This is a genomic window from Denitratisoma sp. DHT3 (genome assembly GCF_007833355.1).
In the GTDB taxonomy this organism is placed as follows: Bacteria; Pseudomonadota; Gammaproteobacteria; order Burkholderiales; family Rhodocyclaceae; genus Denitratisoma.
Window position 1 is genome coordinate 579,272 of the sequence record NZ_CP020914.1, and the last position, 26,931, is coordinate 606,202.

General features: G+C 65.3%; 28 protein-coding genes. 12 read left to right on the forward strand and 16 right to left on the reverse strand.

Annotated elements, in window-relative coordinates; all coding sequences use genetic code 11:
• Positions 1-11 precede the first annotated feature (11 nt).
• The 10 genes from B9N43_RS02565 to B9N43_RS02610 all read left to right on the forward strand — a co-directional run bounded on the left by B9N43_RS02565 (position 12) and on the right by B9N43_RS02610 (position 8,846).
• Positions 12-1,079, forward strand: a complete 1,068-nt coding sequence (locus B9N43_RS02565; protein WP_145840773.1) for a nitrilase-related carbon-nitrogen hydrolase — start codon at positions 12-14, stop codon at positions 1,077-1,079.
• A gap of 30 nt (positions 1,080-1,109) precedes the next feature.
• Positions 1,110-2,198 carry an NAD(P)-dependent alcohol dehydrogenase gene (locus B9N43_RS02570; RefSeq protein ID WP_145840774.1) on the forward strand — a complete coding sequence of 363 codons (1,089 nt, stop codon included), beginning with the start codon at positions 1,110-1,112 and terminating at the stop codon, positions 2,196-2,198.
• A 27-nt stretch (positions 2,199-2,225) separates the two neighbouring features.
• Positions 2,226-2,543, forward strand: a complete 318-nt coding sequence (locus B9N43_RS02575; RefSeq protein WP_145840775.1) for a c-type cytochrome — start codon at positions 2,226-2,228, stop codon at positions 2,541-2,543.
• A gap of 220 nt (positions 2,544-2,763) precedes the next feature.
• The gene (locus tag B9N43_RS02580) at positions 2,764-4,260 is read left to right on the forward strand and encodes an FAD-binding oxidoreductase (protein WP_186453951.1); all 1,497 of its coding nucleotides are present in this window, start codon (positions 2,764-2,766) and stop codon (positions 4,258-4,260) included.
• Positions 4,261-4,322: 62 nt separating this feature from the next.
• On the forward strand, positions 4,323-4,796 hold the full coding sequence (locus B9N43_RS02585) for a phosphate-starvation-inducible protein PsiE (protein WP_145840777.1): 474 nt from the start codon (positions 4,323-4,325) through the stop codon (positions 4,794-4,796).
• A gap of 166 nt (positions 4,797-4,962) precedes the next feature.
• Complete coding sequence (locus tag B9N43_RS02590) at positions 4,963-5,967, forward strand: AraC family transcriptional regulator (protein ID WP_145840778.1); 1,005 nt, start codon at positions 4,963-4,965, stop codon at positions 5,965-5,967.
• Positions 5,968-6,046: 79 nt separating this feature from the next.
• A complete protein-coding gene (locus B9N43_RS02595) occupies positions 6,047-6,592 on the forward strand; it encodes a YaeQ family protein (protein ID WP_145840779.1) in 546 nt (181 codons plus the stop codon).
• Positions 6,589-7,347, forward strand: a complete 759-nt coding sequence (locus tag B9N43_RS02600; protein ID WP_145840780.1) for a hypothetical protein — start codon at positions 6,589-6,591, stop codon at positions 7,345-7,347. The genes B9N43_RS02595 and B9N43_RS02600 overlap by 4 nt, the downstream gene beginning before the upstream one ends.
• Positions 7,348-7,359: 12 nt before the next feature.
• Positions 7,360-8,631 carry a TIGR03862 family flavoprotein gene (locus B9N43_RS02605; RefSeq protein ID WP_145840781.1) on the forward strand — a complete coding sequence of 424 codons (1,272 nt, stop codon included), beginning with the start codon at positions 7,360-7,362 and terminating at the stop codon, positions 8,629-8,631.
• A 2-nt stretch (positions 8,632-8,633) separates the two neighbouring features.
• Positions 8,634-8,846, forward strand: coding sequence for a SlyX family protein (locus B9N43_RS02610; RefSeq protein ID WP_145840782.1), 213 nt, complete (start codon positions 8,634-8,636; stop codon positions 8,844-8,846).
• 35 nt (positions 8,847-8,881) lie between these two features.
• On the opposite strand, the gene B9N43_RS02615 is transcribed toward B9N43_RS02610, so the two are convergent.
• The 9 genes from B9N43_RS02615 to B9N43_RS02655 form a co-directional block, all read right to left on the reverse strand.
• A complete protein-coding gene (locus tag B9N43_RS02615; RefSeq protein ID WP_145840783.1) occupies positions 8,882-11,905 on the reverse strand; it encodes a type I restriction endonuclease subunit R in 3,024 nt (1,007 codons plus the stop codon).
• On the reverse strand, positions 11,902-12,438 hold the full coding sequence (locus tag B9N43_RS02620) for a restriction endonuclease subunit S (protein WP_261379432.1): 537 nt from the start codon (positions 12,436-12,438) through the stop codon (positions 11,902-11,904). The genes B9N43_RS02615 and B9N43_RS02620 overlap by 4 nt, the downstream gene beginning before the upstream one ends.
• Positions 12,336-13,178 carry a restriction endonuclease subunit S gene (locus B9N43_RS17325; protein WP_222428782.1) on the reverse strand — a complete coding sequence of 281 codons (843 nt, stop codon included), beginning with the start codon at positions 13,176-13,178 and terminating at the stop codon, positions 12,336-12,338. The genes B9N43_RS02620 and B9N43_RS17325 overlap by 103 nt, the downstream gene beginning before the upstream one ends.
• Entirely contained in the window at positions 13,175-14,026 is an 852-nt protein-coding gene (locus B9N43_RS02630) for a BRO family protein (protein ID WP_145840785.1), read from the reverse strand. Before B9N43_RS02630 ends, B9N43_RS17325 begins: the two co-directional genes overlap by 4 nt.
• Complete coding sequence (locus B9N43_RS02635) at positions 14,023-15,600, reverse strand: type I restriction-modification system subunit M (protein ID WP_145840786.1); 1,578 nt, start codon at positions 15,598-15,600, stop codon at positions 14,023-14,025. Before B9N43_RS02635 ends, B9N43_RS02630 begins: the two co-directional genes overlap by 4 nt.
• A gap of 1 nt (position 15,601) precedes the next feature.
• Complete coding sequence (locus B9N43_RS02640) at positions 15,602-16,177, reverse strand: GNAT family N-acetyltransferase (protein ID WP_145840787.1); 576 nt, start codon at positions 16,175-16,177, stop codon at positions 15,602-15,604.
• Positions 16,146-16,457, reverse strand: a complete 312-nt coding sequence (locus B9N43_RS02645; RefSeq protein ID WP_145840788.1) for a DUF1778 domain-containing protein — start codon at positions 16,455-16,457, stop codon at positions 16,146-16,148. Before B9N43_RS02645 ends, B9N43_RS02640 begins: the two co-directional genes overlap by 32 nt.
• A gap of 131 nt (positions 16,458-16,588) precedes the next feature.
• The gene (locus tag B9N43_RS02650; RefSeq protein WP_145840789.1) at positions 16,589-17,272 is read right to left on the reverse strand and encodes a hypothetical protein; all 684 of its coding nucleotides are present in this window, start codon (positions 17,270-17,272) and stop codon (positions 16,589-16,591) included.
• A 5-nt stretch (positions 17,273-17,277) separates the two neighbouring features.
• The gene (locus B9N43_RS02655) at positions 17,278-19,170 is read right to left on the reverse strand and encodes a peptidase U32 family protein (protein WP_145840790.1); all 1,893 of its coding nucleotides are present in this window, start codon (positions 19,168-19,170) and stop codon (positions 17,278-17,280) included.
• Positions 19,171-19,282: 112 nt separating this feature from the next.
• Here B9N43_RS02655 and B9N43_RS02660 point away from each other — a divergent pair, with 112 nt between their 5' ends.
• Entirely contained in the window at positions 19,283-19,744 is a 462-nt protein-coding gene (locus tag B9N43_RS02660) for a DUF4149 domain-containing protein (protein ID WP_145840791.1), read from the forward strand.
• 79 nt (positions 19,745-19,823) lie between these two features.
• The gene (locus B9N43_RS02665) at positions 19,824-20,108 is read left to right on the forward strand and encodes a hypothetical protein (protein ID WP_145840792.1); all 285 of its coding nucleotides are present in this window, start codon (positions 19,824-19,826) and stop codon (positions 20,106-20,108) included.
• A gap of 63 nt (positions 20,109-20,171) precedes the next feature.
• On the opposite strand, the gene ettA is transcribed toward B9N43_RS02665, so the two are convergent.
• The 7 genes from ettA to B9N43_RS02700 form a co-directional block, all read right to left on the reverse strand.
• Positions 20,172-21,836 carry an energy-dependent translational throttle protein EttA gene (gene ettA, locus B9N43_RS02670; protein ID WP_145840793.1) on the reverse strand — a complete coding sequence of 555 codons (1,665 nt, stop codon included), beginning with the start codon at positions 21,834-21,836 and terminating at the stop codon, positions 20,172-20,174.
• A 157-nt stretch (positions 21,837-21,993) separates the two neighbouring features.
• Positions 21,994-22,581, reverse strand: coding sequence for a glycine zipper 2TM domain-containing protein (locus B9N43_RS02675; protein WP_145840794.1), 588 nt, complete (start codon positions 22,579-22,581; stop codon positions 21,994-21,996).
• 21 nt (positions 22,582-22,602) lie between these two features.
• Positions 22,603-23,157, reverse strand: a complete 555-nt coding sequence (locus B9N43_RS02680) for a hypothetical protein (protein WP_145840795.1) — start codon at positions 23,155-23,157, stop codon at positions 22,603-22,605.
• A gap of 15 nt (positions 23,158-23,172) precedes the next feature.
• Positions 23,173-23,400, reverse strand: a complete 228-nt coding sequence (locus tag B9N43_RS02685; RefSeq protein ID WP_145840796.1) for a glycine zipper domain-containing protein — start codon at positions 23,398-23,400, stop codon at positions 23,173-23,175.
• A 216-nt stretch (positions 23,401-23,616) separates the two neighbouring features.
• Positions 23,617-24,954: a sigma 54-interacting transcriptional regulator gene (locus tag B9N43_RS02690; RefSeq protein ID WP_145840797.1), complete on the reverse strand. Its 1,338-nt coding sequence runs from the start codon at positions 24,952-24,954 to the stop codon at positions 23,617-23,619.
• Entirely contained in the window at positions 24,951-25,484 is a 534-nt protein-coding gene (locus B9N43_RS02695; RefSeq protein ID WP_145840798.1) for a hypothetical protein, read from the reverse strand. Before B9N43_RS02695 ends, B9N43_RS02690 begins: the two co-directional genes overlap by 4 nt.
• Positions 25,485-25,489: 5 nt before the next feature.
• Positions 25,490-26,920, reverse strand: a complete 1,431-nt coding sequence (locus B9N43_RS02700) for a sensor histidine kinase (RefSeq protein WP_186453952.1) — start codon at positions 26,918-26,920, stop codon at positions 25,490-25,492.
• Positions 26,921-26,931: the final 11 nt, after the last annotated feature.

Genomic DNA, 26,931 nt, shown 5'->3' on the forward strand with positions numbered 1-26,931 from the left:
GAGCAAACCACATGATCGAACCGTACAACTGCGTCGGCCTGATCCCCACCGTCTGGGGCATCCGCCAGCGCTCGGACATGATGAAGAACATCGAGCACCTGGGCCACCTGACCAAGGCCGCCGCCTGGCTGTCGCGCCTGGACATCCCGGTGCGCCTGCTGGTGATTCCGGAGGGCGGGCTGCAGGGCTTCAACGACGAGGTGCTCGACGTCGACCACGCCGACTTCGCCAACACCTGCGCCATCGACATTCCCGGCCCGGAGACCGACGCCCTGGGCAGGATCGCCCGCGAATACGACGTCTTCATCATGGCCCAGGCCAAGGCCCGGCATCCGGACTGGCCGGACCGCTTCTTCAACGTCGGCTTCGTGCTGGACCCGCAGGGGGAGGTGATCCTCAAGCATTACAAGCTGGCGACGCTGTACCCGGTGGAGCACAGCATGACGCCCCACGACATCTTCGACTGGTGGATCGAGAAGTACGGCCGCACCCTCGACGCGTTCTGGCCGGTGGTGGATACCGAGATCGGCCGCCTGGGCGTCATGATGGCCAACGAGGCTTCCTATCCCGAGAACGGCCGCGGCCTGGCGATGAACGGCTGCGAGGTGGCCTACCGCGCCTCCTTCCCCCATCCCGGCACGGGCAACGACTTCTTCGAGATCTCCTCGCGCGCCCGGGCGCTGGAGAACAACATGTACGTGCTGTCGCCGAACATGGGCACCTACTACCTGTTCCCGGACTCGACCACGCCGATCGACACCTTCGGCGGCCGCTCCTACATCATCAACCATCGCGGCGCCATCGTCGGCAGGCAGGAATACGGCGCCGGCTCGACCTACGTGGCCGGGGTGATCGACATCGAGCAACTGCGCCACCATCGCGCCAATGCCCAGGTGTCGAACTGGATGAAGGATGTCAGATCGGAACTGGCGCAGATCATCTACGACCGCGAGATCTACCCGAAGAACCTGTACCTGGATCGCGCGCCGATGATGCACGCCGAGTACAAGGAGAAGGTGATCGACCGCCAGATCGCCCTGATGCAGGAACGCGGCATCTGGAAAAAACCGTCCCGCTGAGGGACCGTCGCAATCAAGGAGGAGGAAAAGATGAAAACCAAGGCTGCCGTTGTCAGCGAGAAGTCGGGCAAGTTCGATGTCACCGAGGTCGAACTGGCGGAGTTGCGCGAAGACGAGGTGCTGGTGCGGGTGGTCGGCGTGGGCGTGTGCCACACCGACATGATCGGCCGCGACCAGTTGTATCCGGTGCGTTTCCCGGCCGTCTTCGGCCACGAGGGCTCGGGCGTCGTGGAGAAGGTGGGCGCCCGGGTCACCAAGCTCCAGCCCGGCGACCACGTGGTCATGAGCTATCGCGCCTGCGGCCACTGTCCGGCCTGCCGGAACGGCGATCCCACCCACTGCGCCAACATCTTCGGCTGCAACTTCGCCGGGGTCCGGATCGACGGTTCCCCCACCGTGCATCAGCACGGCATTCCGATTTTCGCCAACTTCTTCAACCAGTCCTCTTTCGCCGCCTATGCGCTGGCGAGCGAAGCCAACACGGTGAAGGTGCCCAAGGACGTGCCCCTGGAACTGCTGGGGCCGCTCGGCTGCGGCATCCAGACCGGCGCCGGGGCGGTGATCAACGCCTTGCGGCCCCCGGCCGGATCGCGCATCGCCATCTTCGGCTGCGGCGCGGTGGGCCTGTCGGCGGTGATGGCCGCCGTCGCCGTGGGCTGCACCACGATCGTCGCCGTCGAGCCCAACGCCGAGCGCAGGAAGGTGGCGCTGGAGCTGGGCGCCACCCATGCGCTGGACCCGCGCCAGGTGGATGTGGTGGAGGAGGCCCAGAAGCTCGGCGGCATGGATTTCTCTCTCGAATGCACCGGCATTCCGGCGGTCTTCCGCCAGGCGGTGGAAAGCCTGGTGGTGCCCGGTGTGTGCGGCCTGGTGGGGGCGCCGCCGCTGGGCACCGAGGTCACCTTCGACATGAACAGCATCATGTTCGGCCGCACGGTGATGGGCATCATCGAGGGACAGGCGGTGCCCGACAACTTCATTCCCAAGCTGATCGATCTGTACCGCAGCGGGCGCCTGCCGCTGGAGAAGATCGTCAAGTTCTATCGCCTGGACGAGATCAACCAGGCGATGAGCGATTCGGAGAGCGGCCGGGTGGTGAAGGCCGTGCTGCGTCCCTGAAAAAAATAAAACAGGAGGAGTTTCTCAATGAGCATTCGTGATCGTTTCGCGGCCGCTTTGTCCGTCGCCGCGCTGGCCTTGCTGGCGCCGGCAGCGCTGGCCGCCGGCAATGCCGCCGCCGCGATGTCCAAGGTGGGGGGCTGCGTCGCCTGCCACGGCGCCGACGGCATCGGCAAGGCGCCCCAGTATCCCAATCTGCAGGGCCAGAAGGCGGCCTATCTGGAAAAGCAGCTCAAGGCCTTCCGCTCCGGCGAGCGCAAGGATTCCAACATGAACGCGCTGGCCAAGCCGCTGTCGGACGAGGATATCGCCAACCTCGCGGCTTACTTCGAGAACGTCAATTGAAAAAGGCTCACCCCCCTTCGCCCCCCTCCGGGGGGTTCGATATGGCTCGCTGCGCTCGGATGTTTGGGGGTCTTCGTGGCAGCAGTGTGCCGTTTGCGCCTCCGGCGCGTGCCGCTTTTCCTTGGGGCGGCCCGGCGGAAAAGCTCTGTCGGGCTCGCTCCTCTTCGTGGGAAAGTCTGCCCGGCGGAAAAGCTCCATTTTCATGTCATGGGAGGAACTCATGAACCAACAATCGTCATCGCGCCGCCGGGCCTTGCAGCAACTGGTCGGCCTGACCGCCCTGGGTGCGGTCAATGCCTTGCGCGCGCCGCGCGCGCTGGCCGCGGAAAAGCCGGCCCGTTTCACGATTCCCGGCGTCGCCGGCAAGATCATCCGGCGCCAGGACGCCAATTACGAAATGTGGCGCCAGTCGATGGTCTGGCACATGTCCAAGCCGAAGCGCTATCCGGAGATGATCGTCCAGGCCAGGTCGGCGGAGGACGTGGTCGCGGCGGTCAAATACGCCGCGCAGCACAAGCTGCGGGTCGCGGTGCGCAGCGGCGGCCACAATTCCTGCGGTCCCTCGCTGCGCGACGGCGGCATGCTGCTGGACCTTTCCGCGATGGACGAGATCAGCATCGAAGTCGACCGGCGGATCGCCTCGATCCAGCCCGGCGTGCGCAGTCTGGAGCTGGTCACCGCCGCGCGGGAGAAGGGCCTGAGCTTCCCCGTGCCGCATTGTCCCTCGGTGGGGCTGGGGGGCTTCACCATGGGCGGCGGCATCGGCTGGAACTATGCCCAGCGCGGCGGCATGGCCACGCTCTCCATCGTCGGCGCCGACGTGGTCACCGCCGACGGCCGGCTGCTGCACGTCTCGGCCAGGGAGCACCCGGACATCTACTGGGCGGTGCGCGGCGTCGGTCCCGGCTTCTTCGGCGTCGTCACCCGCCTGCACCTGCAACTTTATCCGGTGCCCAAGGCCATCCTGGCCAGTTCCTACATCTTCCCGCTGTCCCAACTGGAAATGGTGACCGCCACGCTGGACAGGATCCGCAAGGAGAACAATGTCGCGGGGGTGGAGCTGATCACCGTGCTGATGCACCATCCGGAGGTTCCCGCCGATGCGCCGCCGGAGAAGTCCAAGATCGTCTTCTTCACCGCCTTCGTGTTCGAGGACAGCGAGCAGAAGTGCCTGGAGGTCCTGAAGCCCTTCGCCGCTTCCGACCTGGCCACCAAGTGCCTGGTGAAAATGGAGAACCAGCCCTTCAGCTTCGAGGGCTTGTACGAGCGCTACTTCAGTCTCAACGATCCGGCCGGCCGCTGCGCCCGCTACGCGGTGGACAACGTGCTGACCAACGAAGGCGGCAAGGCACTGCTGGCGGTGGCGGACCACTTCCGCAGCGCGCCGACCAAGGACTGCCACGTGCTCGCCTCCTTCAACATGGCCACCAAGCCCCGCGCCGACGCATGCTTCTCCTGGGCGGCCGACTGCTACGTCGGCGCCTACGGGATCTGGGACGAGGAACAGGACGACCCGCGCATCTACGACTGGCTGGCGAAGAACATCCCGCTGCTGGACCAATACGCGGTCGGCCACTACGTGAACGAGGTCGAGGGGCGCCTGAATCCGGATCGCTACCGGCAGTGCTTCACGGCGGCAAACTGGAACCGGCTGCAGAAATTGCGCAAGCAGTACGATCCGAACGGCGTGTTCCACAGTTATCTGGGACATAGCTGAGGCGTCGGCGATGAGGGGATAATCCCCTGTGGCGGTCGGACGCCGAAACCGGGAGCCGAGAGATGGATACCAGAACCGAGGGTTTCAAACAGGTGCGCGGATTCTTCACCCTGGGTCTCAGCGCCGTGGAATACGTCGGCCTGCTGGTGGTCGGCTTCGCCACCAGCTACTCGATGTTCCAGGAGACCCAGACCATGGTCGCGGCCGGCCGGGTGGGGCTCTCCGACCTGCTGTTGATGTTCCTCTATCTGGAGGTGCTGGCCATGATCGGCCAGTACTTCCGGGCCGGGCAGCTCCCGGTCCGCTTTCCGCTCTACATCGCGATGGTCGCCCTGGCCCGCTACCTGATCCTCGACCTCAAGGAGATGAGCGAGACGCGGATGTTGGCGATCGCCATGGCGATCCTGCTGCTGACCGTGGCCGTGCTGGTGATCCGCTACGGCCATCTCCGCTACCCCTACTTGGAGGAGGCGGAACGGGCCGGGCGTCCCGAGCCCGCCGCCCCGTTACCGGGCACGACTCCGCCGCCGGCCTGATCCGGTCGCGGCGTTGCCGCGGGATTGCAGTCTGATCCATCGACACCCGGATGGGCCTTTGTTATAAGCGTCTCCTGGATGCGCCGTCGCATCCGGCGAGTCAGGCCACCACCATGAGGCCCGGCACAGGGCGCTCCTGTCCGGCACGGGCCCGAGGAGACGCTTCATGACGCACGCTGTTCCGGGTATCAAGGGCTTTCCGCTGGGAGCCGCGACGCGTTTGCGTTGCGACGATCCCATGCTTGCCGAGCGGACGGTGAGCAACCTGATCGAGCCGCGCCGGCTGGTCACCTGCGGCGGCCGCCGGCCGGCCGACATCCGCATCAGCCACGTGGCGATGGATCTCGGCCATCTGTTCGGCGTCGCCCACGGCGCCGCCGTGACCGCGACCTCCGGCCCGATCGGTTCCTACCAGGTGATGGTGCCGCTGCGCGGCAGCCTGGTGGGCCATACCCGCCACGGCGAGATCGCCGTCGCGCCGGGCAGCGCCCTGGTGTATTCCCCGCGCGACTGTCTGGACACCTATTGGAGCGAGGAATGCATCAGCGTGGTGCTGTCGATTCCGGGGGAGCGGCTGCGGGCGCTGGCGCGGGACGCCTTTCCCGGCCTGGAGGCGGGGCCATTGCCGCTGCGTCCGCGGATGGCGCTGGGCACCGGCTGCGGCCGCAGCTTCGCCAACGCGCTCGGCGTCATCTGCCAGGAGAGCGTCGATCCCGAATCGGCCTTCAGCCGCGGCATGACCACCCGCTCCATCGAACAGACGCTGCTGCTGTCGCTGCTGACGGCGCAGGCGGAAAGCGCCGCCCCCCGCCAGCTGGGCGGCGGCGCCAACGGCACCCAGTGCCATGCCTACCTGGCGCGGGCGCTGGCCTTGATCGACGCCCGCTGCGACGAGGACATCGGCATCGCCGACCTGGTGCGGGCGGCGGGGGTTTCGCTGCGCACGTTGCAGTACGGCTTCATGGAACGGTTCGGCATCGGGCCCGCCACCTATCTCAAGCAGGCGCGCCTGCGCCGCGTCCACGACGCGCTGCGTGCCGCCGATCCGGCGCGCTGCAACGTCGGCGACGTCGCCGCGCGCTGGGGGTTCTACCACGGCAGCGTCTTCGCCCGCGCCTACCGCAAACTGTTCGGGGAACTGCCCTCCCAGACGCTGGCGCGCGGGCGTTAGCCCACCTGCCGAAACCGGGGGCGGCGGTCCCGCGTCGGGTATAGTCACGCCCTTTGTCACGATCCGGCGTTTTCGATTCATGGCGCTCAAATCCACCGTTTTCAAGGCCGCGCTGAACATCGCGGACATGGACCGCAACTACTATGCCGAGCACGGACTGACCCTGGCGCGGCATCCGTCCGAGACCGACGAGCGGATGATGGTGCGCCTGCTGGCCTTCGTCCTGGCGGCCGATGAACGGCTGGAGTTCGGCCGCGGTATTTCCGCCGACGACGAGCCGGCGCTCTGGCTGAAGGAATATTCCGGCGAGGTGCGGCTCTGGATCGAGGTCGGCCAGCCCGACGAGCGCCTGCTGCGGCGCGCCTCGTCGCGGGCGGCCGAGGTGATGGTGCTGGCCTACGGCGGACGTGCGATGGATGCCTGGTGGGCCAAGGAAGGAGACGCCATCGGCCGCTTGTCCAATGTGCGGGTGCTGGCCGTAGACGACGAGACCTGCGCCGGGCTGGCGGCGCTGACCCGGCGCACCATGGAGTTGCAATGCACGATCCAGGACGGCCACGTCTGGCTGACCGACGGCGAGCGCACCGTCGCCGTCGAACCGCGCTGGCTGACGCCCCGGCCATGAGCACAATCATTGCCCCGATTCCCGCCGATCCGCTGGCCGCGCTGCTCTCGCCGGAGGCGCAGCGCCAGGCCGCGCATACGGTGCAGGAGACTTTCGCCCGCGTGTTCCGTCTGGCGGTGGGGGAGGGCGCCGCCGCCGAGGACGCCGAACTGGCCGGCATCGCCGACGCCCTGCGCCTGTGGCTGGAGGCGACGCCGGACGCGGAGGCGCGCGCCCTGCGCCTGGCGCTGCTGCTGGGCGGACTGGACCAGTGGGGACTGGCCTACACCCAGGCCTTCGGCCTGGTCGGCATCCCGGCGCTGAGCCGGCTGCTGGGCGATCTGCGCACCGGCCTCGACGCGGCGGCGGACGCCCGCTTCCTGCGTCAGTTCGAGGCCGTCGAGGCCGAGGAATTCGCCGCTCAGGACTTCAAGGTGGAACTGCGCCGTCATCTCCATCTGGCGCTCTGGCACGCGATGATCGCCGGCGACAGCCGCGACGATGCGCTGCGCGTGCTGGCGCAGCTGGGCGGCATGATGCTGGCGCTGCTCCGCGCCATGCCGACCCTGGGCTGGCGCCTGGTGGCCGACGCCCTGGCCCACATCCAGATCCAGTGCCTGGACGAGGGGCTGGCCCGGGAAGGCTTGGCCCAGGAGACCACCCAGGCCCTGTTCGAATCCCTGCGCCAGACCCTGCCGCGCCAGGACCACGACCGCATCATGGCGCACGCGGCGCGGGCGCTGCTCGCCTGGCAGCGGGCGCGGCGCGCGAACTAGGGGCCAGGCCGCATGACCGCCGATGCCGTGTCCTCATCCCGCGTCGCCATCGTCGGCGGCGGCCCCGCCGGCCTGATGGCCGCCGAGGGATTGGCGGCGGCCGGTCTGCGGGTCGATCTCTACGATGCGATGCCCTCGGTGGGGCGCAAGTTCCTGATGGCGGGAAAGGGCGGACTCAACCTGACCCACGCCGAGGCGGCGCCGGATTTCCTCGCCCGCTACGGTGCCCGTAGCGGCCAGGTCGCGCCCTGGCTGGCGGCCTTCGGTCCCGACGCCCTGCGCGAATGGGCGCGGGAGCTGGGGACCGAGACTTTCGTCGGCTCCTCGGGGCGGGTCTTCCCGGTCGACATGAAGGCCGCGCCGCTGTTGCGGGCCTGGCTGCACCGGCTGCGCCGGGCCGGAGTCGGCTTCCACATGCGCCATCGCTGGCTGGGCTGGGTGGAGAGCCGCCTGTGCTTCGCCACGCCCCAGGGCGAGCGGCAGGTCGAGGCCGACGCGGTGGTGCTGGCGCTGGGCGGCGGCAGCTGGCGCCAACTGGGTTCCGATGGTGCCTGGGTGCCGCTGCTGGCGCGGCGGGGCGTCGATATCGCGCCGCTGCTGCCCGCCAACTGCGGCTTCGACGTGGTCTGGAGCGAGCATTTCCGCGAGCGCTTCGCCGGGCAGCCGGTGAAGTCGGTGACGGCGACCTTCATCGACCGCGAGGGCATCTGCCACCAGCGCAGCGGCGAGTTCGTCGTCACGGCCACCGGCGTGGAAGGCAGCCTGATCTACGCGCTTTCGGCACCGCTGCGCGATGCGCTGGAGGCGGGCGGCACGGCGCTGCTGCGGCTGGACCTGGCACCGGGCAAGTCGCTGGAACGGATCGAGGCCGAAGTCTCCCATCCGCGCGGCGCCCGCTCGATGGCCAGCCATCTGCAGAGCAAGGCCGGCATCGCCGGTGTCAAGGCGGGCCTGCTGCGGGAATGCACGGTGCGGGAGACCTACGCCGATCCCGTCCGCCTGGCGGCGGCCATCAAGGATCTGCATCTGGTGCTGCAACGGCCGCGCCCGCTGGACGAAGCGATCAGCAGCGCCGGCGGGGTGCGCTTCGAGGCGCTGACGCCTGGGCTAATGCTGCGCGCGCTGCCCGGCGTTTTCTGCGCCGGCGAGATGCTGGACTGGGAGGCGCCCACCGGCGGCTACCTGCTGACCGCCTGTTTCGCCAGCGGCCGCGCCGCGGCGGCGGGGGTGGTCGATTATCTGCGCCGGCCGGCCACCCGGACCGGCGGCATGCCCGAGGAGTGACGATGGACACGGCGCAGGAGCATCGCCTGACCGAACTGGAGATCAAGGCCGGCTTTGCCGAGGACCTGCTGGAGGCTCTGAATCAGACCGTGTTCCGGCAACAGCAGCAGATCGAGCAATTGCAGCGCGAGGTGCGCGCGCTGCGCCAGCAGTTGCAGGAATCGATGCCCGCCGAATCCCGCAGCCTGCGCGACGAGATCCCGCCGCACTATTGACTGCCACTCTCTGTGGCGGGAAATACGGTTTGAACTCAGGCCAGCCCGAAATACCGCTCGAAGAATGCAGCAAGCTTGTCCAGCACCACCTGCTTCTTCGCCGAATGGTTGTTGTTTCTGGTAAACCTTGAAACAGGTGGCAGTATTTTCGTGATGGCAGTGCCGGTCACCGGAATCACCCCATCGTGGAATGCATTGTCGATGAATGCTCTCGTTTCATCGGCATTGAGCCCCTCATCGGCGATTATTCGTTCCAGCTCTTCGGCCTTTCTGGTTGTTACGAAAGCCTGCCATTGCGCATCCACCTTGGCCTTCGTAGAGACGGAGTCCACGAACTGTTCGATAAGGTCTTTCTTGTTGCGCAAGCTGGGGCTGGCGTTGATCGCGCGTTCGATGGTGGCGCGGATTTCCCTGTCCTGTCCGCTGCCCTTGGCTTTCAGGTATTTCTCGACCAGCATCAGGATGTAATCGACGCTGATTTCGACCTGCTTGATCAACTCGATCTCGAACACCACGTCGTCGTTGATCGATTCCTTATCCACATCTGACATGCTGCGGAATTCGGCATAGAGATTCAGATACAGGCTCTGGTAATCCTGGAAATCGCGCTCGCTGAGAATTTCGTTGCCGGCAAAATCGTCGAAGGACGTAAGGATGTTTTTCAGCCGCAGGATCGAACCGAAGAGTTTGATGAACGCCTTCTGTGCCGCTTCACCGATGATCGCCTTGCCGAGCGGGAAACTGGTGATGAGTTCCTCGATCCGCTTTTGATATTCCTCGTAGTACTCGGCGTAAGGCTTGAGCAACACGATGCCCTTGGCGTCCTTGTTGCCGAACAGCGCCAGGGCGTCGTTGGTCTCCTGCTCCAGATCGCGGAAGGAAACGATGTTGCCGTAGGTCTTGACCGAATTGAGGATGCGGTTGGTGCGCGAATACGCCTGGATCAGTCCGTGCGCGCGCAGGTTCTTGTCCACCCACAGTGTATTCAGGGTGGTGGCGTCGAAGCCGGTCAGGAACATGTTGACCACGATCACGAGGTCAAGCTCGCGGTTCTTCAGCCGCTGCGACAAATCCTTGTAGTAGTTTTGGAACTTGTCTGCGGAGGTGTCGTAGCTGGTGGCGAACAGGGCGTTGTAGTCCTTGATGGCCGCGTCCAGAAAATCGCGCGAGCCCTGATCCAGCCCTTCGGTCTCGAACTCCTCGTCGCCCAGCAGCCCGTCGGGTTCCTCCTCGTTGGCAGCGAAGCTGTAGATCAGGCCGATCTTCAGCCGCTTTGCGGGCGGAACGTCCTTCTGCTGATTGGCGAATTCCGTGTAGTAGCGTTTGGCGGCGTCGATGGAGGCCGTGGCGAACAGCGAATTGAAACCACTGAGCCGCTTGCCGCCCACCCGATAGCTGGCGTCGCGCCTGGTCTTCTGGTCGAAGTGCTCGCGGATATAGCCGACGATCTGCGCAACGCGTTCCGGCGCCAGCAGCGCCCGCTCGGTATCGATGGCCGACACCTGTTTGTCCTTGATACTCGGTGATGTCTTGATCGTGTTGATATAGTCGATGCGGAATGGCAGCACGTTCTTGTCGTTGATCGCATCGATGATGGTGTAGGTGTGCAGCTTGTCGCCGAAGGCCTGTTCTGTGGTGCGCAGCCTGGGGTTGCCGCCCGTGCCCGCGTTGTCGGCGAAGATCGGCGTGCCGGTGAAGCCGAACAGGTGGTAGCGTTTGAAGACGCGGGTAATCTCCTGATGCATGTCGCCGAACTGGCTGCGGTGGCACTCGTCGAAGATCACCACCACATGCGCGTCGTAGACCGGGTGCTTCCTGTTCTTGGCGACGAAGCGGCTCAACTTCTGGATGGTGGTGATGATGATGCGGGCGTTCGCATCTTCCAGTTGCCTTTGCAGCACCGCCGTCGAAGTGTTGGAATTGGCCGCGCCCTTCTCGAAGCGTTCGTACTCGCGCATGGTCTGGTAATCCAGATCCTTGCGATCCACCACGAACAGCACCTTGTCGATTTCCGGCAGCCCGCGCGCCAGTTGCGCAGCCTTGAAACTGGTCAGCGTCTTGCCGCTGCCGGTGGTGTGCCAGACGTAGCCGCCCGCCGAAACGGTGCCAAGCTGACGGTGATTGGTGGCGGTGGCGATGCGTTGCAGGATGCGTTCGGCGGCGACGATCTGGTAAGGCCGCATTACCAGCAGCTTGCGATCCACGTCGAACACGCAATACCGGGTGAGGACATTCAGCAGCGTGTGCTTGGCGAAGAAGGTCTTGGTGAAGTCGGCCAGCTCGGTGATCGGTCGGTTCCTCGCATCGGCCCACCACGAAGTGAAGGAAAAGCTGTTGGAGGTTTTCTTGCGGCGGCGTTTGGCTGGCGACTGTTCGGCAAGATGGCCGTCGCGCACGGTGTTGCTGTAATACTTGGTCAGCGTGCCGTTGCTGATGACGAACAACTGCACATACTCGAACAGGCCGGAGTCGGCCCAGAAGCTGTCGCGCTGGTAGCGGTCGATCTGGTTGAACGCCTCGCGGATATCCACGCCCCGGCGCTTGAGTTCGACATGCACCATCGGCAGGCCGTTGACCAGCACGGTCACGTCGTAGCGATTGGCGCGCCTGCCTTCTACTTCGTACTGGTTGATGACCTGTAGGCGGTTGTTGTGAATGCTCTGTTTATCGATTAGGTAGATATTCTTGGTGCTGCCATCGTCGCGCTTGAGCACCTGCACGTGGTCTTCCTGGATGCGCACGGTTTTCTCGACGATGCCGTCGTTGGCCCCGGCGATCTTCTCGCCGAAGAAGGCTTGCCATTCGGCATCAGAAAACGCGATCTTGTTCAGCGCCTCCAACTGGCGGCGCAGGTTGGCGACCAGTTCCGCCTCGCTGGCGATGTGCAGGTATTCATAAGCCTGCACCCGCAAGCGCTCGATGAAGTCGCGCTCAAGCTCGACCTCGGACTGGTAGCGTTCCTCGCGCACCTCGTTCGGGCGCACGAATTCGGCGACGACTGTGCTTTCGTTGGAAAGCGCAATCGGTTCGTAGCGGCAAGACTTGAGGTTTTCGCTCATGCCGCCTCCCGAAAGGTGAGCAGACGGTCGCGATAGTGTTCGTATTGCTGGCGGCGCGCCTTGATCTCGGCGGGCAGACCGATGGAGATGTCGTTCACCAATGCGTCGAACTTGTCGAGGATGGCGACGATGTACTTCTGTTCATCCAATGACGGCACCGGAACCAAAACTGATTTCACGACATCAGCATTAAGGTTCTGAACCGTTCCTGCCCCGGCCCGTCTTGCAAACTCGGCTTGTACAGGGGTTGATCGAAGAAGGTGATACAGGAAATCCGGTACGAACGTGGCATTGAAACCACTTATGGAAAGCCAACCGTCGTGGATGCAGCCTTCAATTTTAGAGATATAAGGCCGTCCAAAACTCATCGAGTTGGACAGTACGAAGTCGCCAGGATAAACCCGTCTTGACTTTGCCGCGCCAGCTTCCGTTACGCACTCTGCGGTATCGGTGATGTACTTGCCGCCTGCGGCAATGTCACCGATCTTGATCCACGGCACGCCGTCCTCGGCATCCGTGAGGAACGATTGAATAGGCCGTGGTGACGCGCCACGAACGATGGTTGCAACGTCACCCAACGTCGTCCACCATATTTTGCTTGCTTGCTTGCTTGCTTGCTTGCTTGCTTGCTTGCTTGCTTGCTTGCTTGCTTGCTTGCTTGCTTGCTTGCTTGCTTGCTTGCTTGCTTGCTTGCTTGCTTGCTTGCGCTCGCTTCGCTCGCGCAAGAAGTTTCATCGAAGGTGAGCAGCGCGTCGCGGTAGTACTGGTACTGTCGTCGACGTGCCTCCAGTTCTGCCTCCAGTTCTGTCTCCAATTTGGTGAAAGTGTCGAGCACTTTCACGATTTCGCGTTGGATTTTGAGCGGCGGGATGGGGATTTTCAATTCGTTCAGAACTGACTGAGTTTGACTTGGTACTCCCCCAGCTTGGTTCATCTCACCAAGGCCAATAGTGGTCAAAAAGTAGTAGAGGAATTTCGGCAGCGCTCGTGATTTGTCGATCTCTGTATAGAAGATGGTGTCGACATTCCAAAATGGGACGTCGACGTAGAACAGGTTTCCAAGGGAGCCTTTTCTGGGAATCAAAACTGATGGTTTGTCATAGGCGTAGGTGTCGACGTACCTCATGATTCCGCCAGAGCCGTATACAGGAATGTCTCCGTCATCGAGCGTCTTGTGATCCTTGCCGTTCTTGATACGTGCAATGTCCCCGAGACGCTTGAACTCCACTCCCTCCGGGCAAAGCTCCGCGATCAGGGCATCGATGCGGCTCATTTTTTCTTTCCTTCCAGTTGCCGCGTGCCCAGCTTCTTCGCATTCAATCGGTTCACCACCGGCTGGCCGGTGCTTTTCTCCAATTGCAGCCGTGCGGCCTTGGCGGTCTGGGCGCCTTCGGCGGCGACCTGGGCGCTCTCGGCCAGCCCTTGCGGGTTGCGCACCAGCGAAATGTCGGTGGCGGCCACTTCGGCCAGCATGTTGAGCACCAGTTCGGTGTTGGTCATGTTGTCGCGCAGGTTCTCCTGTTTCAGCCCCTTGTGCTGCTTGTATTCGCGTGTGCTCATGCCGCTCCAGACCTTGCTCATCAGGTCGGTCAGCGCGGCGTACTCCTGCCCTTGTTGCACGCCGGCCTTGTCCCATTCGTCGGTGAGCGCCTTGCGCACTTCGATCGACTTGATGCGCTGGTTGATCCAGTTCTCGCTGTAGCCGAGGCGGCGATAGTTCTGAATGGCGCGGTCGATGGAAAGCTCGGGGTCGACGGTTTCGTCCAGACGCTCGCTGCCCACCTGCGCCAGCCACAGCTTGAAGGGCTCGGCGCGTTTGCTGGGAATGGACTGGATCAGCCGCAGGATCTGCTCGGTATCGGCGACGTCGGTCTTGTAGAGCTTGCCGTCGGCGGCTCTCAATTTCAGTTGGTTAGTGGCGCTAACCAACTGGCTGCCCTCGGTCATCAGCTTGTTTTTCAGCCACTTCCAGTAGTTCCTGACCTTCTTGTAGTCCGGCTGGTCGGTCAGGACGGCAATGATGTCCAGCACCGAGAACCACCACTTCTCGTTGTCAGCGTCCCATTCGGCACGGACTTGGCTGGATTCAAAGAGTTTTACCTTGCTGTCACCGTTGGTCATGCGCTTTCTCCTTCCAGATCGGCAACGATGGCATCGATGGCGGTGCGTAGTTTCGCCTGCCGCGCCACGATGCGGGCGATTTCGGCGTTGAGCACCCGGATGTCCACCGCTTCGCTCGTATCTTCCTGTTCCACATAAGACGAGACCGCGATGTTGTAGCCGTTGGTGGCGATGTCGGCGTTTTCGACCAGCTTGGCAAAGTGCGCCGCGTCCTTGCGGGCGCTGAAGGCGCCGAGAATTTTCTGCCGGCTGGCTTCGGTGAGCTTGTTCTTGTTGCCGCTGCGCACGAACTCGGCGCTGGCGTCGATGAACAGCGTGGCGTTGTCGCGCTTCGACTTCTTCAGCACGATGATGCAGGTGCCGATGGTGGTGCCGAAGAACAGATCGGGCGGCAGCTGGATCACGGCGTCGATATAGTTGTTGTCGATCAGGTATTGACGGATTTTCTGTTCCGCGCCGCCGCGATAGAGCACACCGGGAAACTCGACGATGGCCGCCGTGCCGTTGACCGCCAGCCAGCTCAGGATGTGCATCGTAAAAGCAAGGTCAGCCTTGCTCTTGGGAGCGAGCACGCCCGCCGGGGCGAAGCGCGGATCGTTGATCAGGAGCGGGTTGGCGTCGCCGTCCCATTTGATCGAATAGGGTGGATTTGAAACGATGGCCTCGAAGGGCTCGTCGTCCCAGTGGGCCGGATCGGTCAGCGTGTCGCCGTGGGCGATGTCGAATTTCTCGTAATTGACGTCGTGCAGGAACATGTTGATCCGGCACAGGTTGTAGGTGGTCAGGTTGATTTCCTGTCCGAAGAAGCCCTGCCGTACCTTGTCCTGCCCCAGTACCTTGGCGAACTTGAGCAGCAGCGATCCCGACCCGCAAGCGGGGTCGTACACTTTGTTGACTTCGGTCTTGCCGCTGACCGCGATGCACGCCAGCAGTTCGGAGACTTCCTGCGGAGTGTAGAACTCGCCGCCGGACTTGCCGGCGGTGGAGGCGTACATCTGCATCAGGTATTCGTAGGCGTCACCGAACAGATCGATGGTGTTGTCGGAGAAGCTGCCGAGTGGAAGATCGCCGATGGCGTCGAGCAGCTTCACGAGTTTTTCGTTGCGCTTGGCGACCGTGAGGCCGAGCTTGCTGCTGTTGACGTCGAGGTCGTCGAACAAGCCCTTGAAATCATCCTCGCTGTCTGCGCCGATGGCCGAGCCTTCGATGTCCTTGAACACGCGGGACAGGGTTTGGTTGAGGTCAGGGTCGTGACGAGCACGCTTGCGCACGTTGGCAAATAGATGCGAGGGCAGAATGTAGAAGCCTTTGGCATCTACCGTGGACGTACGACCAAACTCGGCATCTTCATCGCTGAGTATGGTGTAGTCGAAATCGGGGCTGCTGTCGGGCGACCTGCGCTCGTGCTCGTTCAAAAAGTTGGTGAGGTTTTCCGAGATGAAACGGTAGAACAACATGCCGAGCACGTAGGTCTTGAAGTCCCAGCCGTCCACGCTGCCACGCAGGTCATTGGCGATGCGCCAAATGGTTTTGTGGAGTTCCGCCCGTTCGGTTTCTTTATTGTTGTTGGTCATTTCACTTTTCAATCATTCTCGTTCCACGACCTTTGTGCCGCCTCGCTTCGCTCGTGACGGCATCCCGCTGCGCGGGACCGCCCTTCGGGCGTCCTTCGCCTTCGGCTTGTGCCGATAGAAATAGCAGCAGCGGATTGTCCGGTGCTGACTGAAAGCCGAAGCGCCGGTAGTACGCCGCCGCCTGCTCATCCAGCGCATCGACGAACAGGCCGATGCCACCGGCCTCAGCGTAGATGCGCCGCGCCCGCGTCAGGGCATCGATCAACAGCAGTTCGCCCAGACCTTTGCCCTGATATTGCCGGTCGACCGCTAGTCGCCCCAGGCGCACGCCGGGAATGCGGCGCGGCAGCTTCTTGTGCCAGGCCTCCGGCAGATGCCGATTTTCGAGTTCGGCCAAGGTCAGCGCGTAGTAGCCGCAGATGCGCGCCGGCTCTTCTTCGCGGAGGGCGACGAAGGTTTTTGACAACCCCTTGTCCTGATGCTGGCGTGCGACCTGCCGCAGCCAGTCGTTCAGTTCCTGGCGGCCGCAGTCGAACGCCTGCCGGTCATGGTTCCCAGTTAAAGGCAGTACCTGCATCGTCTCGCTTGGCTTTTTGATAGCGATTCAGGGCAGCCTTCAACTTGGCATTCGGCTTGGGCGGGTTTTCCATCAAGTCGAGTAACCAGTTCCAGTCGCGCGGGCTGAGGCGGATGACCTCCTCGCGCTCGATGACTTCCTGGGCCTCTTTCAGCGCGGCCTGCACCAGAAACTGATTGACTGTGGCGCCCGTCAATTCGGCGGCGCGGCACAGCGTCTCGTAGACCTCGTGTGGAACCCGGGCGCCGATACGATCTTGTTTGGTAGCAGCGGTACTCATTCTTCACCTCCAACGATTACTTGAGTTTTCAGTGTATCACTGTCGCCATTTTGGCGACAAAGCCATGGCGAATGGCGGAGGGATGGCTTGTTCGTCGAATTCCGCAGCCTGCGCGACGAGATCCCGCCGCACTACTGAGCGGCGGCTCCCGGTACCGGGCCGGTGAGCTTGTCGCGCAGCAGGCCGAAGCGGGCCGGTGCGACGTATTGCAGCAGCTCCTTGCCCTTGGCGTTCACCGCGACGTCCAGTCCCAGGTCGGGGTAGAGCAGGTGTTCGCTCTCGGCCGAGGCGCGCAGGCGTTCGACGGGACGGCCGAAGCGTTGTTCCACCGTCGCGGCGTCCAGGTTGGCCGACGGGATGAAGCCGACGGCGCGGATCGGCAGGCGCAGGGCGGCCTCCAGGTCGGCGGGCGCGAGGCGGTACTTGCGGGTGCTGCTTTCCATGTATTCGGATTTGGTCGAGCGCTGCTTCATCGCCGCGACGATTTCCGGCGCCGCGTCGATGGTCAGGATCAGCTTGCCGGTGATCGAGCCCGCGTTCATGCCGTCGAGGTAGGCCTCCAGCGCGCCGGTTTCGTTCGGCGCGGCGATCACCGCGATGAACAGGTCGGCGCCGAAGCGCTGCCGCGCTTCGCCCAGGGTGCTGACGCCGGGCACCAGGCCGAGGACGCGGGTATGGCCGTCCGCCAGCTTCTCGATCCGCCAGGGCGGCGGCACGGCGTTGCCGGCGGCCCGTTCGGCGCCGGGCGGCATCAGGAATTGCAGGCCGAGCGCCAGGAGGAGCGTCGCGGCGGTGAGGAGCAAGGCTTTTTTCATGATCGTCAGGAGGATGCGGTGGCCCGGTCCAGGATCGGGATCACCCGGTTTTTCTTCAGCTTGCCGATCACGTGCATTTCGCAGGGCTTGCAGTCGAAACGCAGGGTCAGCCGCTCCTTGCCGTTGACCAGGGTCATGGGCTCGGGGCGGATGCCCTTCACCTGCTTGGGGCAGAGATTGAAGCTGTAGCGCAGGCAGTGCTTGGTGATCATCAGGGATACCGCGCCGGTTTCCTGGTTGGCCTCGTAGGCGTCGGCGATCAACTGTACGCCGTGACGGGCGTAGAAATCCCGGGCCCTGCGGTTGAGCACGTTGCCCAGGTAGCTGAGTTCGTTTTCCGGATAGGGCGCCGGTGGGGTCACGGCCGCCGCCCGGGGCGGGCGCCGATAGCCCGCCAGGCGCGCCGCTTCCAGCGCCTCCACCGCCTGTCGGCGCAGCGCGTTGATGGCGGCGGCGGGCAGGAAGCAGGGCGTCTCCATTTCGATGCGGACTTCCCGCGCGGCGAACATCGTGTTGCCGAGCTTGCCCAGCTGCTCGGCGAGCGCTTCCCGGGCCTTCGCCGGATCGCGCGCCGGCTCCAGGGTCTGGCGCAGTTCGGCGGCGGCCTGGTGGCCGTCCTCGTCTTCCAGGGTGAGCCGCAGTCCTGCGGCGGTGCGGGCGAGGGCGATACGGACGTCGATCCGGCGCTCGGCCGATTTCTTCTCCAGCAGGCGCTCGAATGCCTGGTCGCGGTTGCGGTAGAGGGCGGCGCCCACGGTCAGGCCCGCCAGGTCCGCCACCGGTTCCGCCGGGAACAGCCGGTCTCCCTCGGCGCGGTTGACCCGCAGTCCGGCCAGCTTGCCCTCGGCGTCGTAGTAGCTGAGGCCGTCGCCGTTGTGGATCGGCTCGGTGGCGTCCACCTCCACGTGGCGCGCGCCCAGCGCCCGCACCCGGCCGATCGGTTCCCCGGCGAACTTGGGGGAGTCGAAGGCGCCGATGTCGGTCTGGCGCTCGCGCACGAAATAGTCGGTGGTGCCGCGGTTGAAGGTTTTCTCCGGGCGGGGCGTGAACAGCAGGTGGCTGCGGCCGGAGGAACTGCGCCGGTAACCGGGCAGATCCTCCAGCAACTGGTCGAGCAGCAGCCGGTAGTGGGCGGTGACGTTCTTGACGTAGCTGAGGTCCTTCAGCCGGCCCTCGATCTTGAAGGAGCTGATGCCGGCGTCCACCAGCGCGCGCAGGTTGTCGCTCTGGTTGTTGTCCTTCATCGACAGCAGGTGCTGGTCGCGGGCGACCACCTGGCCGTCCGGCCCCTCCAGGGCGTAGGGCAGGCGGCAAGCCTGGGAGCATTCGCCGCGGTTGGCGCTGCGGCCGGTGTGGGCGTGGCTGATGTAGCACTGGCCGCTGTAGGCGACGCAAAGGGCGCCGTGGATGAAGAATTCCAGGGCGACGTCGGTCTGCGCCGCCACCGCCTGGATCTGCTTCAGGGACAGCTCGCGCGCCAGCACGATCTGGGAAAAGCCGGCGTCCTGCAGGAAGCGGGCCTTGGCCGGGCTGCGGATGTCGGTCTGGGTGCTGGCGTGGAGCTGGAGCGGCGGCAGGTCGAGCTCCAGCAGGCCCATGTCCTGGACGATCAGGGCGTCGGCGCCGGCGTCGTAGAACTGGTGCGTCAGGAGTTCCGCCTCTTCCAGCTCCGCGTCGGTGAGTATGGTGTTGACGGCCACCAGCACCCGGGCGTTGAAGCGGTGGGCGTAGGCGGCGAGCCGTTCGATGTCGGCCACCGAGTTCCCCGCCGCGGCGCGGGCGCCGAAGGCCGGGCCGCCGATATACACGGCGTCGGCGCCGTGATCGATGGCGGCGATGCCGAACTCCAGGTTCTTGGCCGGCGCGAGGAGTTCCAGGGTGGTGCGGGATGAAGCCATGGACGAAAGGAGCAAAAAGCGGAACCGGATTCTATTCCTCGGTGCCCGGTCTGGCGTGAAATGCTATGGTGACGTCCCGCGGACGGTCCGCGCAAGGAGTCTGGAGTCTGCAATGTCCCTGCAAGCAATAACGCTTTTTCTTCACGTCAGCGGTGTCGTGGTCTGGGTCGGCGGCATGTTCTTCGCCTATGTCTGCCTGCGTCCGGCGGCTGTTGAGGTGCTGGAGCCGCCCCAGCGCCTGCGCCTGTGGCGGGCGGTGTTCGGGCGTTTCTTCGCCTGGGTCTGGGCGGCGGTGGCGCTGATCCTGGTCAGCGGGCTGGTGCGGCTGGTCGAAGTGGGCTTCGCCGCAGCGCCGCTCAACTGGCACCTGATGCTGGCCGTCGGGCTCGCCATGATGGCCATTTTCGCGCACGTCTATTTCGCGCCCTACCGCGCCCTGAAGCGGGCCATCGCGGCGGCCGACTGGCCCGCCGGGGCGGCGGCGCTGAACCGCATCCGCCGGCTGGTGGGGCTCAACCTGGTACTGGCGGGGGTGACCATCGCCATCGCCACCCTCGGTCGCTGGCTGGCCTGAGGACCTGTCAACCCGAGGCGGGCGAGTGCGTTATCGGATGCAGGTGGCTAAACACCTGCTTCCGATAACGAGGATACAAATGGGTAGTTACAGCGACGAGTCCTTTGAAGAATTCCTGGATTCCCTCAAGGCTGCCGGCGTGGTGATCAGCAACGAGCGCGAACTGCGCGAACGCCTGGCGGAAGTGCAGCGCTGGCGTTTCGCCTTCATGACCCTGGCTTCGAACGGCGGTCCGTTGGGCATCCGCTTCGAGAATCCCGAGCGTGAACTGGACGAGGCCAGCATTCAGCGCGTGTTCGAGCAGTTCCACTTCTCCTCCTCGGCCGAACAGGTCTTCGCGGCCAGCCTGAGGGTTCGCCACTGATCCATCCGCTGAACGCCCGCCATCCCGAGGGGTGGCGGGCCGAGGACCGCGCCCGAGCGGGCGTCAGCGGCTGATCGGCTTGTAGCGGATGCGCTTCGGCTTGGCGCCTTCCTCGCCCAGGCGCTTTTTCTTGTCCTCTTCGTATTCCTGGTAGTTGCCGTTGAAGAAGGTCCATTGACTGTCGCCCTCGGCGGCCAGGATATGGGTGGCGATCCGGTCCAGGAACCAGCGGTCGTGGCTGATCACCAGCACGCAGCCGGAAAACTCCAGCAAGGCGTCCTCCAATGCGCGGAGGGTCTCCACGTCGAGGTCGTTGGAAGGCTCGTCCAGCAGCAGCACGTTGCCGCCGGAGATCAGGGTCTTGGCCAGGTGCAGGCGGCCCCGCTCGCCGCCGGAGAGCTTGCCGACGATCTTGCCCTGGTCGGCGCCCTTGAAGTTGAAGCGGCCGATGTAGGCGCGGCTGGGCATTTCGAACTTGCCCACGGTCAGCACGTCGGCGCCGTCGGCGATCACGTCGAACACGGTCTTGTCGTTGGCGAGGCCCTCGCGGCTCTGGTCCACGGCGGCGATCTTCACCGTGGAGCCGATCGCCACTTCGCCGCTGTCGGGCTGCTCCAGGCCGCGGATCATCTTGAACAGGGTGGATTTGCCGGCGCCGTTGGGGCCGATCACGCCGACGATGGCGCCCGGCGGCGCGGCGAAGGACAGGTTGTCGATCAGCAGCCGGTCGCCAAAGGCTTTGCTGACGCCGTTGAATTCGATCACCTTGTCGCCCAGGCGCTCGCCGGGCGGAATGAAGATTTCCTGGGTCTCGTTGCGCTTCTGGTATTCGACGCTGGACATCTCCTCGTAGCGCGCCAGGCGGGCCTTGCTCTTGGCCTGGCGGGCCTTGGGATTCTGCCGCACCCATTCCAGCTCCTGCTTCATCGCCTTCATGTGGGCGTCGATCTGCTTGTTCTCCTGCTCCAGGCGCGCTTCCTTCTGCTCCAGCCAGGAGGAGTAGTTGCCCTTCCAGGGGATGCCCTGGCCGCGGTCGAGTTCAAGGATCCATTCGGCGGCGTTGTCGAGGAAGTAGCGGTCGTGGGTGACGGCCACCACGGTGCCGGGGAATCGCACCAGGAACTGCTCCAGCCATTCCACCGACTCGGCGTCCAGGTGGTTGGTCGGCTCGTCCAGCAGCAGCATGTCGGGACGGGACAGCAGCAGCTTGCACAGGGCGACGCGGCGCTTCTCGCCGCCGGAAAGGTTGCCGATCGTGGCGTCCCAGGCCGGCAGGCGCAGGGCGTCGGCGGCGATCTCCAACTGGTGCTCGGTGTCCGACCCGGCGGCGGCGAGGATGGCCTCCAGCCGGGCCTGTTCCTCGGCCAGCTTGTCGAAGTCGGCGTCGGGTTCGGCGTAGGCGGCATAGACCGCCTCCAGCTTCTGCTGGGCCTGCATCACCTCGCCCAGCGCCGACTCCACTTCCTCGCGCACCGTCTTGGCCGGGTCCAGTTCCGGCTCCTGGGGCAGATAGCCGATGGACAGGTTGGGCTGCCACTGCACCTCGCCGTCGTACTCCTTCTCGACGCCGGCCATGATCTTCAGCACGGTGGATTTGCCGGCGCCGTTGAGGCCCAGGAGGCCGATCTTGGCGCCGGGGAAGAAGGACAGGGAGATGTCCTTGATGATCTGGCGCTTGGGGGGGACGATCTTGCTCACGCGGAGCATCGACATTACGTATTGAGCCATTGCCTTGGTGGGTCCGGAAGGAAATGGCGCAAGTGTACCCGAGCCGGGCCGGCTCTCGGTCATCCGGCTCGGGGCCAGGCCCCATCATCCGGGCCCGGCGGCGTTGCCTTTCAGCGATGGCTCCCGATCGCCAGGACTTCGAGTGCGGTGCGAGGGCTCATTGTCCGATCCGATCGGCGACCAACTGGCCGTCGACCAGCTTGATCTTGGCGCCGACGCCGAATTCCGGCGGGTGGCTGCTGCTGAGGGTGCGGCTGCTGCCGTTTTCCATGCGCACCCGGGTCTGCCAGATGGTGCGGCGGTTGGAGTTCTTCTCGATCTCGTTGCCGGCGTAGGCGCCGGCACCGCCGCCGATCAGGGTCATCGCGGTGCGGCCGTTGCCGCGGCCCATGGTGTTGCCCAGCACGGCCCCGGCGATGCCGCCGATCACGGCACCGGTGCCGGAGCCGCTGCCCTTGGCCTCTGTGGCACGGATCGATTCGATCACGCCGCAGTTGCCGCAGGGGGCGGCTCGCGCCGGCCCGCCGTGCCGGTTTTCCGGCAGCGATCGGGCTTGATCCGCCGACTCGTTTGCGGATGCGGACTCAGCGGCATTCGCGGCGGTACCGGCCGACGCCTGCGGTAGATGACCGGTCATGGCGGCGATGCCGAGCAGGCTGAAAAGGGTGACGCAGATCGCGGCGACGATCAGCGCCGGATAGAGCAGTCTGGGAGGGCTGCGTTTGACGAGGAAGGCGGTTTCCATTCAATTCTCCTTGTTGCGGGGTCAAGTGATTTTCCAGATGCCGTCCGCGGCACGGCAGGCCTTGCCGCGCCAGGGCAGGCGCTGGCCGCCGCGAGCTGACGCGGCTTCGAAAAATCGGCAATGCATGTTGACGCGGTCCTCCTTGCGCAGGAGGATGACGTCATACATGGCTTCACTGGGCTGGCGGCTTTTCCAGCGCACCAGGCGCCGTTCCGGTGCCCATTCCAGGGCATGGACCAGGCAGGCGCGATCCACGTTGTCCATCGCCGCGCCGAACTGGCTGGCGATGTGGATCGAGGGTAGCGCGCCCGCCCGCGCGCTGATTGCCGCGGTGTCGCAGCGGATCGTGGCGACATCATGGCTGGCGTACCAGGGACGGGTCGCGGCGCTTGGTCCCGCCGGGCGGGAAGCCCGGATGCCGTGCCCGGGCTGGCTCGGCGGGTCCAGGACCACTGCGACCACTGCGACCACTGCGGCCCGGACCGGTGCCTGGGCGAACACGGCCAGTGCGGCGGCGCATGCCAGGGCCGGGCGCAGGGTGGGAAACAGGGTAGGGAATGGGCTGCGGGCGCTCATGGCTGGGTGTCCGGTCTATTTCCTGCTCAGGTCGCGGCCGATGCGGTTGCCGACATAGCTGCCGGCGGCGGCGCCCGCCACGGTGCCGGCGCCGCTGCCGCCGGTCAGGGTCGAGCCCATCACGCCGCCGATCACGGCGCCGGTGACCATGCCGATCTCCTGTTTGCTGGGGTTGGAGGAACAGCCGGCGAGCCCGAGGATGGACAGGGTGGCGAGCAGCGTGGCTGAACGTTGGATATTCATGTTTTTCTCCTGGTGACGACGGCCAGGATGCGGCCGTCCTGGGCTACCTATGGCAATGCCCGTGCCAGGATGAAAAACAATGATGAATCAGTGTGTTGGGAGAGCGCACCAAAAATCGGCGCAGAGGTTCTGTCGCCGGTGGACGACAGGAGTCGCCCCATGGGACGGCAAGTGGCTGATCGGAAGGGGAAAGCGCTTGTCGCCGGTAGACGACAGCTATTTGAACAAGGCCGGGTCGAGGCGATGGCGCTGCAGCAGCTTGTAGAACTCGGTGCGGTTGCGTTTGGCCAGGCGCGCGGCCTGGGCCACGTTGCCGCCGGTCATGCGCAGCAGCTTGGCCAGGTAGTCGCGCTCGAATTCGGTGCGGGCCTCTTCCAGGGAGGCCATGCCCTGCGGACTGGCCAGGGCGTTCCGGATCAGGGTGGCGGGAATCAGTCCGCCGGTGCACAGCGCCACCGCCTGTTCCACCACGTTGTAGAGCTGGCGCACGTTGCCCGGCCAGGCGGCGCTGGTCAGGAGCTCCATGGCGTCGGGGGCGAAGCCGCCCAGGGTCTTGCCGTATTTGGCGCCCAGGGTCGTCAGGAAATGGGTCGCCAGCAGCGCAATGTCGTCGCGCCGCTCATCGAGGCCGGGCAGTTTGAGGGTGACGACGTTGAGCCTGTAGAACAGATCCTCGCGGAAGCGCCCGGCCTCGATTTCCTCTTCCAGCCGGCGATGGCTGGCCGAGAGGATGCGCACGTCCACCGGCACGCTGCGGGTCGCGCCCACCGGCCGCACCTGGCGCTCTTCCAGCACCCGCAGCAGTTTCACCTGCAGGGGCAGGGGCATGTCGCCGATCTCGTCGAGCAGCAGGGTGCCGCCCGCGGCTTCCTGGAACAGGCCGCGGTGATCGCGCACGGCGCCGGTGAAGGAACCCTTCAGGTGGCCGAACAGTTCGGATTCCAGCAGCTGCTCCGGGATGGCGCCGCAGTTCACCGCCAGAAAGGGGCCCGCGTGGCGGGGGCTGGCCCGATGGATCGCCCGCGCCAGCAGTTCCTTGCCGCTGCCCGATTCGCCGCGGATCAGCACCCGCGCCTCGCCGGCCGCCACCAGCCGGGCCTGGGCCAGCAGGGCCGCCATTGCCGGGTTGCGGCTGATGATCTCGTTGCGCCATTCTTCGTCGGCGGCATCGCCGGGAGCGGCGACGTTGCCGAGCTTCACCGCCCGTGCCACCTCGGCCAGCAGCGCCTGGGGCTCATAGGGCTTGGTCAGGTAGCCGAAGACGCCCCGCCGTGTCGCCTCGACCGCTTCCGGAATGCTGCCGTGGGCCGTGAGCATGATCACCGGCAGGGTCGGGTAGCCCCGGTGTATGGCCTCGAACAGGGCCGAGCCGTCGAGGCCGGGCATCCTCATGTCCGTGATCACCGCATGGGGACGCTCCACCGCCAGCAGGGCCAGTGCTCGCTCGCCGCTGTCGGCGGCCGTCACCGCGTAACCGGCGGCCTCCAGGCGCATGGTGAGCAGGCGCAGCAGGTCGCGGTCATCATCCACCAGCAGGAGTCTGCCCTGGCTCATCGGCTTTTCTTGACGGCGGGAACCGCGGACGGGCTGCGGTCCTGCAGGTTGCGCTCGATCGCCTTCAGGGCGTCGAGCTTCTGTTCCAGGTCTTCCGCGCGCCGCGATTCCTCGCGCAGGGCGTCCTCCAGCCGGCGCCGTTCGGCCAGTTCGCTCCTGAGGGCGGCGATCAGACCGCGCAGGGACGAGTTCTGCTTCGCGCTCTCGCGTTCGAGCTGCTCGAACTGCTGCAGGGCTCGGACGTGTTCCCGCGCTCCCGCGGCCGGGGCCGCCGCCGCGATGGCCTGGCGCATCCGTTGGAACTCGCTGTTCTCGCGGTTCGCGGTTTCGCGCACCTGCTCGTTCTCCTTGCTCCATTCGGCCGCGGACAGGCCGCGCACGTAGGCGTGGTAGGCGAACAGCGAATCGGCCGCGGTGACGATGGCGGGGGCGGAGGCTTTCAGCCAATACTGGTTGCCGCTGCCGCGCAGTGAGACCGAGGAACAGGCCGACAGCGCCAGCGACAACAAAAGACAAGCGAGGCGTGGCATGGCGCTCATTGTAGGGGCAAGCGCACCCGGAAGCGGGCACCGGCACCCGGCAGCAGGCTGATCTGGCCGCCGTGGGCGAGCACGTGCTCGCGGCTGATGGACAACCCCAGCCCCGAACCCTTGACCGGGCCGGCGGCCGGGATGCGGCCCTGGTAGAAGGGGTCGAAGATGTGTTCCCGGTCTTCTTCGGGAATGCCCGGCCCCTGATCGGCGACCTCGATCAGGGCGCCGCCGTCTTCGTTGCGGGCGGCGATGGTGATGCGGCCGCCCGGCGGCGAATACTTGATGGCATTCGACAGCAGGTTGTCGAGCACGGTGCGGATGCGCTCCCGGTCGGCATTCAGGGCGATCGGCGCCAAGTCGAGATCCACCGCCAGCTGGCGGGCGCTCCATGCCAGGCGCTGTTTCTCCACCACCGCCGCCACCAGTTCCTCGAGCGGGAACACCTGACGGCGCAGGGCGGCCTGCTCGAAGTCGGCGGCGCTGTAGTTGAGCAGATCCTCGATCAACTGGCGCAGATGCAGGCTGTTGTCGGTCAGGATGCGTGCCAGTTCCTTCTGCTTGGAGTTGAGCGGACCGACCGCTTCCTCCGCCAGCAGGTCCGAACCCTCGCGCAAGGCGGTCAGCGGCGTCTTGAGTTCGTGGGACACCTGGCGCAGGAAGCGGCTTTTCTGTTCCTCCAGGGCCACCAGGCGCAGCCGCAGCCGGTCCAGCTGCTCGCCCAGGGATTGCAGGTCGCGCGGGCCGTCCACCGCGATCCTGCGTTCGAAGCGGCCGGCCCAGAGGCCGCCGATCGCCGCTTCCATCTGGGCGATGGGGTGGGCGAGCAGGCGGGTGAAACCGATCACGAGGAAGGCGACGACCGGCAGCAGCGCGGCCAGTTGCAGCAGCATCATGCGTTCGGCGTCGGCCGCCAGTTCGCGCAGGCCGGCGATCTCGTGGTCGATGGCCTCGTTGTTGTGCTGGAGCATCAGCTGCGCGGCAGTGGCGAGCGAGGCAAAGCGCTCGGCCACCTGCCGGTCCGTCAGCGCGGAGGGGCTGGGTGGAACGGTCAGCGCCCGGTGCAGCTCGGCTGCCTGGCGCCGCAACGCGGCCAGTTCCTGCTGCTGACTATCGTTCAGAGGCAGAGCCGCGAGCCGGCCGGCGGTGTCGTCCAGGTACTGGTGCAGGGTCAGGTAACGCTCCTGCAGGGCCGGATCGCGCAGGATCAGGTACTGTCTGGCGGCTCGCTCCTGGGAGGCCAGGGTCTCGATCAGCCCGCGACTGGCCTGGCTGACCTGCGAGGCTTGGAAAACCGCCTGCTGGCTCTGCGTGGACAGGCGGCGAATGGAGACGGCGTTGGCGATCAGGCCGATCACCAGGGGCAAAGCCACCAGGATGAAGCCGATGGAGAGCAGTTGCAGGAAGGAGCGGGGATAGACGGCGCCGAGTCTCATTTGGAGGCGGA

What these genes read in the sequence shown, in the direction of transcription:
- B9N43_RS02565 (WP_145840773.1), top strand. Translation starts at nt 12, where the DNA reads ATGATCGAACCGTACAACTGCGTCGGCCTGATCCCCACCGTCTGGGGC.
- B9N43_RS02570 (WP_145840774.1), top strand. Translation starts at nt 1,110, where the DNA reads ATGAAAACCAAGGCTGCCGTTGTCAGCGAGAAGTCGGGCAAGTTCGAT.
- B9N43_RS02575 (WP_145840775.1), top strand. Translation starts at nt 2,226, where the DNA reads ATGAGCATTCGTGATCGTTTCGCGGCCGCTTTGTCCGTCGCCGCGCTG.
- B9N43_RS02580 (WP_186453951.1), top strand. Translation starts at nt 2,764, where the DNA reads ATGAACCAACAATCGTCATCGCGCCGCCGGGCCTTGCAGCAACTGGTC.
- B9N43_RS02585 (WP_145840777.1), top strand. Translation starts at nt 4,323, where the DNA reads ATGGATACCAGAACCGAGGGTTTCAAACAGGTGCGCGGATTCTTCACC.
- B9N43_RS02590 (WP_145840778.1), top strand. Translation starts at nt 4,963, where the DNA reads ATGACGCACGCTGTTCCGGGTATCAAGGGCTTTCCGCTGGGAGCCGCG.
- B9N43_RS02595 (WP_145840779.1), top strand. Translation starts at nt 6,047, where the DNA reads ATGGCGCTCAAATCCACCGTTTTCAAGGCCGCGCTGAACATCGCGGAC.
- B9N43_RS02600 (WP_145840780.1), top strand. Translation starts at nt 6,589, where the DNA reads ATGAGCACAATCATTGCCCCGATTCCCGCCGATCCGCTGGCCGCGCTG.
- B9N43_RS02605 (WP_145840781.1), top strand. Translation starts at nt 7,360, where the DNA reads ATGACCGCCGATGCCGTGTCCTCATCCCGCGTCGCCATCGTCGGCGGC.
- B9N43_RS02610 (WP_145840782.1), top strand. Translation starts at nt 8,634, where the DNA reads ATGGACACGGCGCAGGAGCATCGCCTGACCGAACTGGAGATCAAGGCC.
- B9N43_RS02615 (WP_145840783.1), bottom strand. Translation starts at nt 11,905, where the DNA reads ATGAGCGAAAACCTCAAGTCTTGCCGCTACGAACCGATTGCGCTTTCC.
- B9N43_RS17325 (WP_222428782.1), bottom strand. Translation starts at nt 13,178, where the DNA reads ATGAGCCGCATCGATGCCCTGATCGCGGAGCTTTGCCCGGAGGGAGTG.
- B9N43_RS02630 (WP_145840785.1), bottom strand. Translation starts at nt 14,026, where the DNA reads ATGACCAACGGTGACAGCAAGGTAAAACTCTTTGAATCCAGCCAAGTC.
- B9N43_RS02635 (WP_145840786.1), bottom strand. Translation starts at nt 15,600, where the DNA reads ATGACCAACAACAATAAAGAAACCGAACGGGCGGAACTCCACAAAACC.
- B9N43_RS02640 (WP_145840787.1), bottom strand. Translation starts at nt 16,177, where the DNA reads ATGCAGGTACTGCCTTTAACTGGGAACCATGACCGGCAGGCGTTCGAC.
- B9N43_RS02645 (WP_145840788.1), bottom strand. Translation starts at nt 16,457, where the DNA reads ATGAGTACCGCTGCTACCAAACAAGATCGTATCGGCGCCCGGGTTCCA.
- B9N43_RS02650 (WP_145840789.1), bottom strand. Translation starts at nt 17,272, where the DNA reads ATGAAAAAAGCCTTGCTCCTCACCGCCGCGACGCTCCTCCTGGCGCTC.
- B9N43_RS02655 (WP_145840790.1), bottom strand. Translation starts at nt 19,170, where the DNA reads ATGGCTTCATCCCGCACCACCCTGGAACTCCTCGCGCCGGCCAAGAAC.
- B9N43_RS02660 (WP_145840791.1), top strand. Translation starts at nt 19,283, where the DNA reads ATGTCCCTGCAAGCAATAACGCTTTTTCTTCACGTCAGCGGTGTCGTG.
- B9N43_RS02665 (WP_145840792.1), top strand. Translation starts at nt 19,824, where the DNA reads ATGGGTAGTTACAGCGACGAGTCCTTTGAAGAATTCCTGGATTCCCTC.
- ettA (WP_145840793.1), bottom strand. Translation starts at nt 21,836, where the DNA reads ATGGCTCAATACGTAATGTCGATGCTCCGCGTGAGCAAGATCGTCCCC.
- B9N43_RS02675 (WP_145840794.1), bottom strand. Translation starts at nt 22,581, where the DNA reads ATGGAAACCGCCTTCCTCGTCAAACGCAGCCCTCCCAGACTGCTCTAT.
- B9N43_RS02680 (WP_145840795.1), bottom strand. Translation starts at nt 23,157, where the DNA reads ATGAGCGCCCGCAGCCCATTCCCTACCCTGTTTCCCACCCTGCGCCCG.
- B9N43_RS02685 (WP_145840796.1), bottom strand. Translation starts at nt 23,400, where the DNA reads ATGAATATCCAACGTTCAGCCACGCTGCTCGCCACCCTGTCCATCCTC.
- B9N43_RS02690 (WP_145840797.1), bottom strand. Translation starts at nt 24,954, where the DNA reads ATGAGCCAGGGCAGACTCCTGCTGGTGGATGATGACCGCGACCTGCTG.
- B9N43_RS02695 (WP_145840798.1), bottom strand. Translation starts at nt 25,484, where the DNA reads ATGCCACGCCTCGCTTGTCTTTTGTTGTCGCTGGCGCTGTCGGCCTGT.
- B9N43_RS02700 (WP_186453952.1), bottom strand. Translation starts at nt 26,920, where the DNA reads ATGAGACTCGGCGCCGTCTATCCCCGCTCCTTCCTGCAACTGCTCTCC.